This window comes from Streptomyces sp. NPDC055400 (assembly GCF_053644375.1).
On the sequence record NZ_JBSHLM010000010.1, the window covers coordinates 287,088 to 301,026 of the forward strand.

Consider the following 13,939-nt stretch of genomic DNA (forward strand, 5'->3'; position numbering starts at 1 on the left):
GCAGTGACTTCCTTCGACTCATCCCCGCAACTCAGCGTCTGGCGCGCATTGCTCGCACTGGCCGTCGTGTTCGTCATGCTGGCGACCACCGGCTGGACCGCCGTGCGCCACAAGGGCGTCACCTCGCCACTCAACGCCGCCGTCACGGCGTGGGAGCACGGCCACCTCAACGGGCGCGCTCTGCCGAACCCGGACGGCTCGCCCGCCCGCCTCGCGCAGTTCTTCGCCTCACTCACCAGCCAGCAGCGCACCCGGCTCGCCATGCACTACCCGCTCGCCGTCGGCAATATGAACGGCGCGCCGGTGGAGCTGCGCTACCGCGCCAACCGCATCGCCCTCGACCAGGCACGCAAGGTGGCGCGCAAGAGCACGCACGACAACCGGCTCTCCGCCGCGGGACAGCACGACGCCGGCCAGCGCATGAACCGGTACGCGTCGCTGATGCGCCCCGACCGCAAGATCCTCGCCTTCGACCCCCTGGGCACCGGCCGCGTCGCCGAGGTCTTCGGGGACCTCGACAAGGCCCAGCGCGTCTCGGTCGTGGTCCCCGGCGTCGACACCAACCTCCTCACGTTCCAGCGGACCGTCCGCAAGTACTCGGCGCCGGTCGGCATGGCCAGCTCCCTGTACCGCGCGGAGCGCGCCGCCGGCCCCGGCACACGCACCGCCGTGATCGCCTGGGCCGACTACACGACGCCCGCGGGCCTCGGCGTCGACGCGGCCACCGCGATGCGCGCGGAAGAGGGCGCGACCCGGCTCAACGCCCTGGTACGCGCGCTGCCGGGCCGCACTCCGGTGGCCCTGTACTGCCACAGTTATGGCTCCGTGGTGTGCGGTGTCGCCGCTCACAAGCTGCCCTCCCGGGTGAGCGACATAGCGGTGGCCGGCAGCCCCGGAATGCGCGCCCAGAAGGCCGCGAAACTGGGCACCCACGCGCGTGTGTGGGCGATGCGGGACAGCGACGACTGGATCCAGGACGTGCCGTACCTGGAGGTCGGCGGGATCGGTCACGGCGCCGACCCCGTCTCCCGTGGATTCGGCGCCCGGGTCCTGTCGGCAGCGGGCGCGCGCGGGCACACCGGCTATTTCGAGCCGGGTACGGAGAGCCTCAGCAACTTCGCCGACATCGGCATCGGTTCGTACCGCACCCTGCGATGTGCGAGCGGGCATGACACCTGTCGTGACGGATCTTCCGGCACAACATCGGCCTGACGCGCGTAGAAATCGGTGAAACAGGGGCACGACGCAACAGGGGACGGAGGCGCGCGTGCCGCATACGATGAGCCGCATGGGTGACGTACTGGCCGGATTTCATGCCGCCTGGGAGTTCGGGTCCGACTCCGTGCTCATCCGCTTCGAACGGGGAATCCGCACGCCGAAGCTGCTCCAAGCACTCGGTGAGCGCCGCATCCCCTATGAGGCGATCGCGGCGGTGACACTCACTCCTGGCAAGCGCGGGACCGTCATCCTGCGCGCCGTGCCGAGACCGGGCGCCGATCCGCTGATGGACGCGGCAGCGGGACAGCTCAAGGAGGGGTGCGACCCCTACCGGCTCGTCCTGCCCGCCGAGCGGGAGACACTCGCCGAGTACTACGCGGACGAGCTGCGCGACGTGCTGGCCCTGGACGACGGCGCACCGGCGGGCCGCTACCTGGTGGCAGCGCCCGAGGCGCCACTGCACTTCAAGGCCTACGACGGCAAGGCCTCTTTCGACGGTAAGTCCGTGGCGTTCCGATGGTTCTGGACCGGGGCGTCGTCCGCGAAGTGGAAGGCCGGCGACAAGAGCTTTCCCGTCTCGGATCTGAGCGGCGTCGAATGGCGTTCGCCCGAGGTCTTCGAGGGCCACCTGCGGCTGTTGCGCCGCGACACGTCCGAGCAGCCCGCTCAGGCCGACCAGGACCCGGCCGCTGTGATCTTCGGTCTCGGGTACGGGCCCGTGCACGAGTCACTGCCCTTCGCCGCGTCCATCCTCGCGGCCGTGAGAGCCGGCTCGGCCGTGCCCGCGTCCGGCGCCTCCCCTGCCCGGCGTGACCCCGCGGACATCGCCGACCGCATCCGTCACCTGGGCGAGCTGCACCAGGCGGGCCTCGTCACGGACGCCGAGTTCTCCACGAAGAAGGCCGAGCTGCTGGCTGAGCTGTAGGGCGGCCCGGGGTGCGAGCCCGGCATGGGGGCGAGCGACCCCGGCATGAGGTGCGGCTCCGGGTGCGGCCCTGGCGCACGTGACTTCTTCGAGGTTCGGTGTCCGTCGGTCGGCCTCTCATGTCATACCTGGGTAAGGGGTCAGGTGAGCTCCTCGGTATGACGGCACCGCGGGTGGTTGTTGCCTACGCTGAGCAGGCCATGAGCCCCGCATCGACTGCACCTGACCAGGAGCCCCGCCCGCCGGACGGCAAGGCCGCACCGCCGAGGGGCCCGCGCCGCGTGCTCGCCGCCGTCCTCGGCGGGCTGCGGGCGGCCGGGGCCTCGCTCGCCGCTCCCGCCGGACCGGCCGAGCCCCTGCTCGGCCACTCGTCGAGCCGATGGGTGCGGCTGGTCCCCTATGTGCTTGCGCTGGGCTTCGTCGCCACACTGATCCCGGTCACCACGCAGGTCCTGTCGAACGACTACGGGGTCCCCGGCGGGCTCGCCGGCGCCCTGGGCGTCGCCCAGGCCGCTCCCCTGCTGCTCGCCGTCAGCCGGCCGCTGCTCGCGTGGGGCATCGTGATCGTCGCGGACATCGTCGGGGCGATGGTCATCCAGGGATCGGCCTCCCAGCACGCCGCGCCCTGGACTCCCATGGTCATCGTGGGATATCTGGCCCTGTGCTTCGTCCTGTCCCTGCGGGAGGGCAGACGCACGGTCCTGGGGGTCTGGCTGGTCACGGTGGTGTCCGGACTCGCCCTCGACATGTTCCGCCCCTCGGACAGCCAGGCCACGAGCGTGCTGATGATCGTGCTGAGCGGTGGGGTGCTGCTGCTCGGGACGCTGCTGCGCGAGCGCGGGGAAGCACAGCGCAGACTCGTCGAGCAGGAGACGATCAACGAGGCCGAGCGTTCCCAGCGCACCCTCCTCGAGGAACGGGCGCGTATCGCGCGGGAGTTGCACGACGTCGTGGCTCATCACATGTCGGTCATCACGGTGCAGGCGGACTCCGCGCCGTACCGGCTCCAGGGCCTGACCCCCGAGGCGTGCGAGGAGTTCGGTTCGATAGCGGCGGGCGCCAGGGAGTCGCTCGGTGAGATGCGGCGGCTTCTCGCGGTGCTGCGCAGCGAGGACGCCCCGGGCGGCGAGCGCGCGCCTCAGCCGGGTCTCGGCCGACTTCAGCAACTGGTGGAGGCCACAGTACGGGGCGGTGTCCCGGCGGAGTTGTCGATGCCCGAGCTGACACTCGTCGGGGAGCTGACGGACGTGCCGCCCGCGGTGGACCTCTCCGCGTACCGCATCGTGCAGGAGGCCCTGGCCAATGTCGTGCGGCACGCTCCCGGTGCCCGGACTCAGATCTCCGTCTCCAAGGACGAGGACGCCCTGCTGGTGATCGTGGTCAACGGCCCGGCGGGCGAGCACGCTTCACCCGTGGAGACGACCGGCACAGGACACGGTCTCATCGGGATGCACGAGCGCGTACGGTTGGTCGGCGGCACACTCGACGTGGGCCCACTGCCCGGGGGAGGCTTCCGCGTCGCGGCCCGACTCCCGCTGGCCGAGCCCGACTCCCCCTCGTCGTAAAGGAATTCGGCACCGCATGACCATCCGCGTGATCATCGTCGACGACCAGGCCATGGTGCGAGCGGGGTTCGCCGCGCTGCTGGCCGCGCAGAGCGACATCGACGTCGTGGGCGAGGCTCCGGACGGCAAGCAGGGTGTCGACGTCAGCCGGACCACCCATCCGGATGTCGTCCTCATGGACGTGCGGATGCCCGAGATGGACGGGATCGCGGCGACCCGCGCACTCCTCGACCCTCCGCCGGGCGTGATCCACCGTCCCAAGGTCCTCATGCTGACCACGTTCGACGTGGATGACTATGTGTACGAGGCACTGCGCGCGGGCGCTTCGGGTTTCCTCCTCAAGGACGCACCGCCTGCCGACCTCATCGCGGCGGTGCGTGTGGTGGCCGCCGGAGAGGCGCTGCTCGCCCCGACGGTCACGCGCCGGCTCATCGAGGACATCGCGAGGCAGCGCCCGTCCGGTCGCAGGGACCGCTCTCCGGAGTTGAACTGTCTGACGCCACGCGAGACAGAGGTCCTCGAACTCATCGCCCGGGGCCTGTCCAACCAGGAGATCGCGCAGAAGCTGGTCCTCGCGGAGCAAACCGTGAAGACCCATATCGGCCGTGTGCTCGCGAAGTTGGGGCTGCGCGACCGGGCGCAGGCCGTGATTTTCGCCTACGAGACCGGCCTCGTCACGCCCGGCGACCAGTAGGCCCAAGCTCGGTATCACACGCCGCGCCCAGGTCAGCGCGGGTCTTCCCGGCGTACCCCCTACCTGAGTAGCACCTCCGAATACCCGGGTATCACCCGAGAGTTGGCTCCCCGGTGTGACGTGGAGCCGGGCGTCGTCTTCCTACCTTCCCCTCGTCACGCCACCGGACGGAGGGGAGACGGGCGATGCGCCTGCGCTCATGGAAACAACGCGGCCGTAGGACACTGGTCGCCGCCGCGCTCACGACGACTGTCGTGGCGGGCACGACGGGCTGGGCCGTCGGCAGCGAGCAGAGCCCCCTCACGGGTCCGCCGCCCGGCGCGGCATCCTGGCGTGCGGATCACGCCCTCGGCGTCGGGCTGCCCGATCCGGCGACCGCGAGGCCGGCCCAGGTGGCGGCGTTCTTCCGCGGGTTGGACGACGCCGAGCGGCAGGATCTGGTCGCTCGGCATCCGACCGTGGTCGGCAATCTGGACGGCGTTCCTGCGGATCTTCGCTACGAGGCCAACACGCGTGCGTTGAAAGCCGAGCGTAACCGGGCCCGGGCGCGTGCGGTGGACCCTTCGCTCACATCCCAGGACCACGCGCAGGTCCGCTTCCTCGTCACCCGATACACCGAACTCCTGAAGCCCGGACGGCAGATACTGGCCTTCGACCCGCGAGGCCGCGGCCAGGTGGCCGAGGTATTCGGGGACTTGGCGGGCGCCGAGCATGTGTCCGTCGTCGTGCCCGGCTCGGACATCGACCTGAGCTCGTTCGACCGGGCCACGAATCCGTACGGCACCCCTGCGGGGATGGCCCGCTCGCTGTACGAGGCGTCGGGCGGCCGCACGGCGGTCGTGGCGTGGGTGGGATACACGACGCCTGTCGGCCTGGGGCCGGACGCCGCCACCGGCCGGCTCGCCGAGGCGGGCGCGCCAAGACTGACCCGCTTCGTCCAGGGCCTGACGGCGTCGGGCGCGCCGCGCCCCTCCGTCTTCTGCCACAGCTACGGATCGGTGGTGTGCGGACTCTCCGCCGCCCGACTGCCCGTGTCCGACCTCGTGGTGCTCGGCTCCCCGGGCCTGCGCGCGGACAAGGTGGCCGAACTGCGCACCAAGGCCCGGGTCTGGGCCGCGCGGGACGACAGCGACTGGATCGGCCGCGTGCCGAACGTCGAGTTGTTCGGCCTGGGCCACGGCACCGACCCGACCGACCCCTCCTTCGGCGCCCGCCGCATCCCGGCCCACGACGCCGAGGGCCACACCGGCTACTTCGCGCCCGGCACGGACTCGCTGCGCGCTTTCACCCGTATCGCGACTGGAGCGACGTCATGAGTATCGCGATTCTGCGCAGGGCCGCGTCCGCCATCGACGCGAAGACACCGGCCCACCGGGATCGGGCGATAGACGGACTGCGCGCACTCGCGCTGCTCGCCGTACCCATGGGCCACTGGCTCCTCGGCGGCTTCTCCCTCGACGGCCAGGGCGCGCTGCACAACACGAGCCCGCTGTCCTCCTTCGGATTCCTCGCCCCGATCAGCTGGGTGCTGCAGATGCTCGGCATCTTCTTCCTGGTGGGGGGCTACGCATCCGTTCTGTCGTACCGGCGGACACTGGAGGCGGGCGGGTCGACGAGCGTCTGGCTGCGCGGCCGGCTGGCACGTCTGGGCCGCCCGGTCCTCGGGGTGACGGCGGTGTGCGCCGCGCTGATCCCCGCGTTGTACGCGCTCGGAGTGCCGGAGAAGACCCTGCACACGGGCTCGACCCTGGTGATACAGCCGCTGTGGTTCGTGGGCGTCTACACGGTGATCACCGCGCTCACGCCGTACTGCGTACGCGCCGCCGGGAAGCTGGGGGCGTGGGCGGCGGCACCGCTGCTCGGGTCCGTAGCCGTGATCGACTTCCTGCGCTACGGGCCGTATGCGGATGCCATGCCGTCCTGGCTGAGCCTGCTCAACGTGCTCCCCGGCTGGATGTTCGCCTACCAACTGGGCGTCTGCTGGAGTGAGAAGAGGATCGGAAGGCGTGGTGCGTGGGCGCTGCTGATCGGCGGCGCCGCGCTGTTCGCGACACTGCTCCTCGCGTTCCACTACCCGGAGTCGATGGTGGGCGTGCCGGGCGAGGCTCGGACGAACTCCCATCCGCCGTCCTTGCTGGTGCTCGCGCTTGCGGCCGCGCAGAGCGGTGCGGCGATGCTCCTGCGGGACCGGATCGGCCGGGTACTGCGGCGGCCCGCGCTGTGGGCGCCGGTCGTCGTCATCAACCTCTCAGCGATGACGATCCTTTGCTGGCACCAGACGGCGCTGCTGACAGCGGCGATACCGGGTTCCTTCGCCGGTGCGATACCCGGCCTGACGACGAGTCCGGACTCGCTGGGCTGGATAGCGGCGAGGATCGCGTGGCTTCCGGTCTTCGCCGGGCTGCTCGTGCTGATCGGCAGATACACGCGGGGCTTCGAGGCTCCCTGGAAGCGGGCGACGCATGCGCGGCGGGCGTTGGCCGGGCTGCTGGCCGCGGGGTTCGCGGTGTTCGCGCTGGGGCTCGCGTGAGGTGCCGGCCGGCCGCCACCGGGGCAGTAGATGCCCACGGCGGCGGACCGGGTAGGTGGCACCGGGGTGTTACTCGCGCCCCGCCGAGGTGAAGGTCATGTCGGCGTAGCGGTCGCCCGCGACCTGGGAGGCGATGGGGGCGATCAGGGCGAGTTCGGCGTCGGTGAGGGTGATGCGGGTGGCCGCGGCGTTCTCCTCGATGCGGCTGCGCTTGCGGGTGCCGGGGATCGGGACGACGGGGAGTCCGAAGGCCCCCGACTGCTGCTGCACCCAGGCCAGGGCGATCTGGCCGAGGGAAGCGCCATGGGCCTCGGCAACCTGGCGCACCGGCGCGAGCAGGGCCGCGTTGGCGGCGGCGTTGTCGCCGGTGAAGCGGGGCTGCTGGCGACGGAAGTCGTCCGCGCCGAGCTCCTTGTCGGCGCTGACGAAGGAGCCGGTGAGGAAGCCGCGCCCGAGCGGCGAGTACGGCACGAGGGCCACACCCAGTTCGGCGGCGGTCGGCACGACCTCCTTCTCGATGTCGCGGCTGAACAGCGACCACTCGGACTGGAGGGCGGCGATCGGGTGCACGGCCTGGGCGGCGCGCAGTTCGCCGCCGGTGACCTCGCTCAGGCCGAGGTGCTTGACCTTGCCGGCGGCGACGAGTTCGGCCATCACGCCGACGGTCTCCTCGATCGGCACGTTCACGTCACGGCGGTGCATGTAGTAGAGGTCGATCGTGTCCACGCCGAGACGCTGGAGGCTGGCGTCGATGCAGGCTCGGATGTACTCGGGATCGTTGTTGATGACGCGCTTCGTGGGGTCGCTCGGGTCCACGCCCAGGGCGAACTTGGTGGCCAGCACCACCTCGTCACGGTGCGCCTTGAGGAAGGGAGCAAGGAACTTCTCGTTCTCGCCGGCGGCATAGGCGTCGGCGGTGTCGTACAAGGTGACGCCGAGTTCCAGGCCCCGCTCCAGGGTGGCCCGCGCCTCGTCGGCGTCCGTCGGACCGTAGGCCCAGCTCATGCCCATGCAGCCGAGGCCCTGCACGCCCACCAAGGGCCCGTTGTTTCCCAACTCCACAGTGGAAATCCGCTGCGGCTGCTCCGTGCTGCTCATTCGGTTCAGGCCCTCTCCGACGCCCGCCGGGCGCCCGCATAGAAGTCAATCTTGAGGTCGAGTACGGACAAGGTGTCCTGGAGTTCGGCGATCCGGGACATCACGTCCCTGCGCGTCGATTCGAGCAGAGCGCGACGCTCCTCGAAGGTGTCCTCACCGACCCGCACGAGTTCGGCATAGCGCACCATGTGTGCCACCGGCATCCCGGTCAGCCGCAGCTTGCCCACGAAGGCGAGCCAGTCGAGGTCCCGGTTGGTGTAGCGGCGCTGGCCCGTGTGCGAGCGGTCGATGTGGGGCATGAGCCCGATCCGCTCGTACCAGCGCAGCGTGTGGGCGGTCAGTCCGGTGAAGGCCACGACCTCGCTGATCGTGTAGTGGTCCTGGCCCTCCGGGCGCGGGTGAGCGGTGGGGGCCGATGCGCAGGCGTCGGCCTTGCTGGGTGCGGGGGTGGTCTCCATCACCGTCATGCCCCCACGCTAGAACGTTGAAGTGCACTCCAAGCAAGCGCATTGGGGAGGAATTCCGGACGGCGTCCGTCGATGCGACTCGGCCCGCGCGACGGCCCGGCCCAGCTCGTGGGCACAGGAGGGTGTCCTCGCGGGGCCCGTTAGGCTCGTGGCCATGCAGAGCCTTGCGATGATCGAGAACTGGCCGGTACCGACCGCCGCCGCAGCCGTCGTCCGCGCGGACGGCACGGTCCTCGGGGTGCACGGTCCGACGGCCCACCGTTTCCCGCTGGCCTCGGTCACCAAGCCGCTCGCCGCCTACGCCGCCCTCGTCGCCTACGAAGAGGGCGCGATCGAGTTCGACGAGCTGGCCGGCCCCGAGGGTTCCACGGTGCGCCACCTCCTCGCGCACACCTCCGGGCTCGCCTTCGACGAGCACCGGGCGACGTCGGCGCCCGGTACACGGCGGCTGTACTCGAATGCGGGGTTCGAGGTACTCGGTGACCACATCGCGAAGGCGACGGAGATCCCGTTCGCGGAGTATCTGCACCAGGCGGTATGCGAGCCGCTCGGGATGACCTCGACCTCGCTGGAGGGTTCGCCCGCCAAGGACGGGGTGTCGACCGTGGACGATCTGACGCGGTTCGCCGCCGAGGTGCAGGCTCCCCGGCTGCTCGATCCGCGGACGGTCGCCGAGGCGATGACCGTTCAGTATCCGGGCCTCAAGGGCGTGCTGCCGGGGTACGGGCACCAGAACCCGAACGACTGGGGGCTCGGCTTCGAGATCAGGGACTCCAAGTCGCCGCACTGGACGGGCAGTTCGTCGTCGCCGCGGACGTTCGGGCACTTCGGGCAGTCGGGCACTTTCCTGTGGGTCGACCCCGACGCGGGTGTCGCGTGTGTGGCGCTGACCGATCGGGCCTTCGGGCCGTGGGCGGCCGAGGTGTGGCCCCCCTTCACGGACGCGGTGCTCGCCGAGGTGTGAGGGGTCGGTCTTGAGCGGTCACGCGTGAGGGGCGCACGGCCGTTCGCAAGGGAGGCCTCAGCGGGCGGCCATCTCCCACAGCAGCAGTTCCGCCGGTCCTGACGCCACGGCTTCGAGGCCGGATTCCCCGGCGATCCTGACCGAGTCACCCGCACCCAACTCCTCACCGCCGAGCACCACTTCACCGCGGACGACATGCACGTACACCTGGGCCGCGTCCGGGACGGCGGCGCGCTCTCCCGCTCCGAGGCGGCGCACATGCAGGAGGGAGCCGGCCTCGGGGACGTCGTAGGGCGTGGAGTCGGCGATGCCGTGCACGACCTCGTAGACGGGGTCGCCGCCCGGTTCCACAGGAGCGAGCCACATCTGGACGAAGACGAGCGGGTCGGGGCCGTCATTGCGCTCGACATGACGCACTCCGCCGCCCGCGCTCAGGCGCTGCACGTCGCCCGGGGCGACCACGGACTCGTGCCCCGTCGAATCGCGGTGGGTGAGCCGGCCCGAGACGACCCAGGTGACGATCTCGGTGTGGCTGTGCGGATGCTCGTCGAAGCCCGCGCCCGGCGCGAGGCGTTCCTCGTTGCAGGCCAGGATCGATCCGAAGCGCAGGTTGTCGGGGTCGTAGTGGGGCCCGAAGGAGAAGGCGTGGAACGACTCGATTCCGGCGTCCGGCTCGCCGCCGGGGTACCGGTCGCCGGAGCGACGTACTTCCATCACGCCGTACACGGTAGACCCGGACGGGGACGTCCACGCGGCCACCTTGCACCCTCCACTCCGCGGAGCCGTCCCGATAAGGCAGTCTTGTCCCCGTGCCCGAACCCTCAGCGAACGAAGCCCCGGACCATCGCGACCGCCGTGCGAACCCCCACCCGCACTCCGCGACCCTGAAGCGCCTGGAGAAGTCGTCCGGGAGCCTCGCCGCGCAGGCCATTACGCGCATGGACGAGACGCTGCCGTGGTACCGGGCGATGCCACCGGAGAACCGCTCCTGGATCGGGCTGGTCGCGCAGGCAGGTATCGCGGCCTTCACCGAGTGGTTCCGGCACCCGGACGCCCCGCAGGCGATCTCGACCGACGTCTTCGGCACCGCACCCCGCGAGCTGACCCGGGCCATCACCCTGCGCCAGACCGTGGAGATGGTCCGCACGACCATCGAGGTCATGGAGTCCGCGATCGACGAGGTCGCGGCGCCCGGCGACGAGTCGATCCTGCGTGAGGCACTGCTCGTCTACGCACGGGAGATCGCCTTCGCGACCGCCCAGGTCTACGCGCAGGCGGCCGAGGCGCGCGGCGCCTGGGACGCCCGGCTCGAGTCCCTGGTGGTCAACGCGGTTCTCTCGGGCGAGGCCGACGAGGGTGCCGTCAGCAGGGCCGCGGCGCTCGGGTGGAACTCGCCGGAGCACGTGTGCGTGGTGCTCGGCACCGCCCCCGACGGGGACAGCGAGCTGACCGTCGAGGCGATCCGCCGGGCCGCCCGGCACGCCAAGCTCCAGGTCCTGACCGGGGTGCTCGGCGACCGCCTCGTCGTCATCGCCGGCGGCAACAACAATCCGCTCCAGGTCGCGAAGTCGCTGATCGGCCCGTATGCGGCGGGTCCTGTGGTGGCCGGCCCCGTGGTTCCCGACCTGCTCGCCGCGACCAGGTCGGCGCAGGCCGCGGCCGCCGGACTCAAGGCGTGCGGGGCGTGGCAGGACGCTCCGCGCCCCGTTCTGGCGGATGATCTCCTTCCTGAGCGGGCGATCGCGAGCGACCCTGCCGCGCGCGAGCAGTTGGTGGAGGAGATCTACAGACCACTCGAGGAGGCCGGTTCGGCTCTCCTGGAGACGCTCAGCGTCTATCTGGAACAGGCGAGCAGTCTCGAAGGGGCGGCCCGGATGCTCTTCGTCCACCCGAACACCGTCCGCTACCGGCTCCGACGTGTGACAGACGTCACCGGCTGGTCCCCCTCCGATGTCAGGTCGGCGTTCACGCTGCGGATCGCGCTGATCCTGGGGCGCCTGGCCGACGCAGATCCTCAGTCGTAGCCTTTTGTCGGGGGCCTACAATTCCCCCTTCGGTTCTTCGTCCCTGTCCCCACGGGCGGCCGTGGCCGTCCACAAGAGAGAGTGTGAGAGTGCTCGTACTCGTCGCTCCCGGCCAAGGCGCTCAGACGCCCGGCTTCCTGTCTCCCTGGCTAGACCTCCCCGGTGCCGCAGACCGCGTCGCCGCGTGGTCGGACGCCATCGGGCTCGACCTTGCCCACTACGGCACGCAGGCCGACGCGGACGCGATCCGTGACACGGCCGTCGCTCAGCCTCTGCTCGTCGCGGCCGGACTCCTGTCGGCCGCGGCACTTGGCGACATCGCTCCTGACGCCGTCGCGGGCCACAGCGTCGGCGAGATCACCGCGGCGGCCTTCGCCGGGGTGCTCGACGACACCGCCGCCCTCCAGCTCGTGCGCAAGCGCGGCCTGGCCATGGCCGAGGCGGCCGCCGTGACCAAGACCGGTATGTCCGCCCTGCTCGGCGGCGACCCGGAGGTCACCACCGCGCACCTGGCGAAGCTGGGCCTGACCCCGGCGAATGTGAACGGCGCGGGCCAGATCGTGGCCGCCGGCACCCTCGAGGAGCTCGCCGCGCTCGAGGCCGACAAGCCCGAGGGCGTACGCCGGGTCGTGCCGCTGACGGTTGCCGGCGCGTTCCACACCCGCCACATGGCTCCCGCGGTGGCGACTCTGGAAGAGGCCGCCCAGTCCCTCACCCCGGCCGACCCCACGGTCGTGTACGTGTCGAACAAGGACGGGCAGACGGTCGACACCGGTGCCGAGGTCGTCTCTCGCCTGGTCGGCCAGGTGGCCAACCCGGTGCGCTGGGACCTGTGCATGGAGACCTTCAAGAAGCTCGGCGTGACCGCGCTCGTCGAGGTGTGCCCGGGCGGCACCCTCACCGGTCTCGCCAAGCGCGCCCTGCCGGGCGTGCAGACCCTCGCCCTCAAGACCCCCGACGACCTCGACGCAGCCCGCGCCCTGATCGCCGATCACACCTCCGCCGCGGCGGACACGCAGACGGCCTGACAAGGAGCCCCGAGAGCATGTCGAAGATCAAGCCCAGTCAGGGCGCCCCGTTCGCGCGCATCATGGGCGTCGGCGGTTACCGGCCGACGCGGGTCGTGCCGAACGAGGTGATCCTCGAGAAGATCGACTCGTCCGACGAGTGGATCCGCTCCCGTTCGGGCATCGCGACGCGCCACTGGGCCTCCGACGCGGAGACCGTGGCCGCGATGTCGATCGAGGCTTCCGGCAAGGCCATCGCGGACGCCGGGATCAGCGCGGAGCAGATCGGCGCCGTGGTCGTGTCGACCGTGTCGCACTTCAAGCAGACCCCGGCCATCGCGACCGAGATCGCGGACAAGCTCGGCACCGCCAAGGCTGCCGCGTTCGACATCTCCGCCGGGTGCGCGGGCTTCGGCTACGGCCTGACCCTCGCCAAGGGCATGATCGTCGAGGGCAGCGCCGAGTACGTGCTGGTGATCGGCGTGGAGCGGCTGAGCGACCTGACCGACCTGGAGGACCGCGCGACGGCCTTCCTGTTCGGTGACGGCGCCGGCGCCGTCGTCGTCGGCCCCTCGCAGGAGCCGCACATCGGTCCCACCGTCTGGGGTTCCGAGGGCGACAAGTCCGAGACGATCAAGCAGACCGTGCCGTGGGACGAGTTCCGCGTCGGCGATGTGTCGAAGCTGCCGCTCGACAGCAAGGGCGACATCAAGTTCCCTGCGATCACGCAGGAGGGCCAGGCGGTGTTCCGCTGGGCCGTGTTCGAGATGGCGAAGGTTGCCCAGCAGGCGCTGGACGCGGCCGGGATCAGCGCGGACGACCTGGACGTCTTCATTCCGCACCAGGCAAACATGCGGATCATCGACTCGATGGTGAAGACTCTGAAACTGCCGGAGCATGTCACGGTCGCCCGTGACATCGAGACCACCGGCAACACCTCGGCCGCCTCGATTCCGCTCGCGATGGAGCGGCTTCTGGCGACCGGGAAGGCGAAGAGCGGCGACACCGCCCTCGTCATCGGCTTCGGGGCGGGTCTCGTCTACGCCGCCACGGTCGTTACCCTCCCCTAGGCAGACCGTCCCGGATCACTCCGGGCACAAACGCCGCCACACCCTCTGGATACGTAAGAAGGAGCGCCAACATGGCCGCCACTCAGGAAGAGATCGTCGCCGGTCTCGCGGAGATCGTGAACGAGATCGCCGGCATCCCGGTCGAGGACGTCCAGCTGGACAAGTCCTTCACCGACGACCTGGACGTCGACTCGCTGTCCATGGTCGAGGTCGTCGTCGCCGCCGAAGAGCGCTTCGACGTCAAGATCCCGGACGACGACGTCAAGAACCTCAAGACCGTCGGTGACGCCACCGACTACATCGTCAAGCACCAGGCCTGATCAACCGCTCGCCTAGTGCTGCCGCTCCGCCACCCGGCGGTGGCGCCGCTGAATCCC

General features: G+C 70.6%; 14 protein-coding genes. 11 read left to right on the forward strand and 3 right to left on the reverse strand.

Annotated elements, in window-relative coordinates; all coding sequences use genetic code 11:
* Window positions 1-3 precede the first annotated feature (3 nt).
* From ACWIGU_RS26790 to ACWIGU_RS26815, 6 genes are all read left to right on the forward strand, one after another.
* Window positions 4-1,212 carry an alpha/beta hydrolase family protein gene (locus tag ACWIGU_RS26790; protein WP_454404229.1) on the forward strand — a complete coding sequence of 403 codons (1,209 nt, stop codon included), beginning with the start codon at window positions 4-6 and terminating at the stop codon, window positions 1,210-1,212.
* Window positions 1,213-1,288: 76 nt separating this feature from the next.
* Window positions 1,289-2,143, forward strand: coding sequence for a DUF4429 domain-containing protein (locus ACWIGU_RS26795; RefSeq protein ID WP_454404230.1), 855 nt, complete (start codon window positions 1,289-1,291; stop codon window positions 2,141-2,143).
* A 200-nt stretch (window positions 2,144-2,343) separates the two neighbouring features.
* Window positions 2,344-3,708: a sensor histidine kinase gene (locus ACWIGU_RS26800; protein WP_454404231.1), complete on the forward strand. Its 1,365-nt coding sequence runs from the start codon at window positions 2,344-2,346 to the stop codon at window positions 3,706-3,708.
* Between the two features lie 16 nt (window positions 3,709-3,724).
* Window positions 3,725-4,402 carry a response regulator gene (locus ACWIGU_RS26805; RefSeq protein WP_454404232.1) on the forward strand — a complete coding sequence of 226 codons (678 nt, stop codon included), beginning with the start codon at window positions 3,725-3,727 and terminating at the stop codon, window positions 4,400-4,402.
* A 185-nt stretch (window positions 4,403-4,587) separates the two neighbouring features.
* Window positions 4,588-5,718: an alpha/beta hydrolase gene (locus tag ACWIGU_RS26810; RefSeq protein ID WP_454404233.1), complete on the forward strand. Its 1,131-nt coding sequence runs from the start codon at window positions 4,588-4,590 to the stop codon at window positions 5,716-5,718.
* Window positions 5,715-6,932 carry an acyltransferase family protein gene (locus ACWIGU_RS26815; protein ID WP_454404234.1) on the forward strand — a complete coding sequence of 406 codons (1,218 nt, stop codon included), beginning with the start codon at window positions 5,715-5,717 and terminating at the stop codon, window positions 6,930-6,932. Before ACWIGU_RS26810 ends, ACWIGU_RS26815 begins: the two co-directional genes overlap by 4 nt.
* 69 nt (window positions 6,933-7,001) lie before the next feature.
* Here ACWIGU_RS26815 and ACWIGU_RS26820 read toward each other — a convergent pair whose 3' ends face one another.
* Both ACWIGU_RS26820 and ACWIGU_RS26825 read right to left on the reverse strand, forming a co-directional pair.
* On the reverse strand, window positions 7,002-8,030 hold the full coding sequence (locus ACWIGU_RS26820) for an aldo/keto reductase (RefSeq protein ID WP_454404235.1): 1,029 nt from the start codon (window positions 8,028-8,030) through the stop codon (window positions 7,002-7,004).
* Between the two features lie 5 nt (window positions 8,031-8,035).
* Window positions 8,036-8,497, reverse strand: coding sequence for a MerR family transcriptional regulator (locus ACWIGU_RS26825; protein WP_454404236.1), 462 nt, complete (start codon window positions 8,495-8,497; stop codon window positions 8,036-8,038).
* Between the two features lie 148 nt (window positions 8,498-8,645).
* On the opposite strand from ACWIGU_RS26825, the gene ACWIGU_RS26830 reads away from it, so the two are divergent.
* A complete protein-coding gene (locus tag ACWIGU_RS26830; RefSeq protein ID WP_454404237.1) occupies window positions 8,646-9,461 on the forward strand; it encodes a serine hydrolase domain-containing protein in 816 nt (271 codons plus the stop codon).
* 57 nt (window positions 9,462-9,518) lie between these two features.
* On the opposite strand, the gene ACWIGU_RS26835 is transcribed toward ACWIGU_RS26830, so the two are convergent.
* Window positions 9,519-10,175 carry a pirin family protein gene (locus ACWIGU_RS26835; protein WP_454404333.1) on the reverse strand — a complete coding sequence of 219 codons (657 nt, stop codon included), beginning with the start codon at window positions 10,173-10,175 and terminating at the stop codon, window positions 9,519-9,521.
* A gap of 95 nt (window positions 10,176-10,270) precedes the next feature.
* On the opposite strand from ACWIGU_RS26835, the gene ACWIGU_RS26840 reads away from it, so the two are divergent.
* The 4 genes from ACWIGU_RS26840 to ACWIGU_RS26855 all read left to right on the forward strand — a co-directional run bounded on the left by ACWIGU_RS26840 (window position 10,271) and on the right by ACWIGU_RS26855 (window position 13,882).
* Window positions 10,271-11,485: a PucR family transcriptional regulator gene (locus ACWIGU_RS26840; protein ID WP_100591924.1), complete on the forward strand. Its 1,215-nt coding sequence runs from the start codon at window positions 10,271-10,273 to the stop codon at window positions 11,483-11,485.
* 89 nt (window positions 11,486-11,574) lie between these two features.
* Window positions 11,575-12,513, forward strand: a complete 939-nt coding sequence (locus ACWIGU_RS26845) for an ACP S-malonyltransferase (protein ID WP_454404238.1) — start codon at window positions 11,575-11,577, stop codon at window positions 12,511-12,513.
* A 17-nt stretch (window positions 12,514-12,530) separates the two neighbouring features.
* Entirely contained in the window at window positions 12,531-13,562 is a 1,032-nt protein-coding gene (locus tag ACWIGU_RS26850) for a beta-ketoacyl-ACP synthase 3 (RefSeq protein ID WP_454404239.1), read from the forward strand.
* Window positions 13,563-13,633: 71 nt separating this feature from the next.
* On the forward strand, window positions 13,634-13,882 hold the full coding sequence (locus ACWIGU_RS26855) for an acyl carrier protein (RefSeq protein ID WP_100591921.1): 249 nt from the start codon (window positions 13,634-13,636) through the stop codon (window positions 13,880-13,882).
* Window positions 13,883-13,939: the final 57 nt, after the last annotated feature.

What these genes read in the sequence shown, in the direction of transcription:
- ACWIGU_RS26795 (WP_454404230.1), top strand. Translation starts at nt 1,289, where the DNA reads ATGGGTGACGTACTGGCCGGATTTCATGCCGCCTGGGAGTTCGGGTCC.
- ACWIGU_RS26800 (WP_454404231.1), top strand. Translation starts at nt 2,344, where the DNA reads ATGAGCCCCGCATCGACTGCACCTGACCAGGAGCCCCGCCCGCCGGAC.
- ACWIGU_RS26805 (WP_454404232.1), top strand. Translation starts at nt 3,725, where the DNA reads ATGACCATCCGCGTGATCATCGTCGACGACCAGGCCATGGTGCGAGCG.
- ACWIGU_RS26810 (WP_454404233.1), top strand. Translation starts at nt 4,588, where the DNA reads ATGCGCCTGCGCTCATGGAAACAACGCGGCCGTAGGACACTGGTCGCC.
- ACWIGU_RS26815 (WP_454404234.1), top strand. Translation starts at nt 5,715, where the DNA reads ATGAGTATCGCGATTCTGCGCAGGGCCGCGTCCGCCATCGACGCGAAG.
- ACWIGU_RS26820 (WP_454404235.1), bottom strand. Translation starts at nt 8,030, where the DNA reads ATGAGCAGCACGGAGCAGCCGCAGCGGATTTCCACTGTGGAGTTGGGA.
- ACWIGU_RS26825 (WP_454404236.1), bottom strand. Translation starts at nt 8,497, where the DNA reads ATGACGGTGATGGAGACCACCCCCGCACCCAGCAAGGCCGACGCCTGC.
- ACWIGU_RS26835 (WP_454404333.1), bottom strand. Translation starts at nt 10,175, where the DNA reads ATGGAAGTACGTCGCTCCGGCGACCGGTACCCCGGCGGCGAGCCGGAC.
- ACWIGU_RS26850 (WP_454404239.1), top strand. Translation starts at nt 12,531, where the DNA reads ATGTCGAAGATCAAGCCCAGTCAGGGCGCCCCGTTCGCGCGCATCATG.
- ACWIGU_RS26855 (WP_100591921.1), top strand. Translation starts at nt 13,634, where the DNA reads ATGGCCGCCACTCAGGAAGAGATCGTCGCCGGTCTCGCGGAGATCGTG.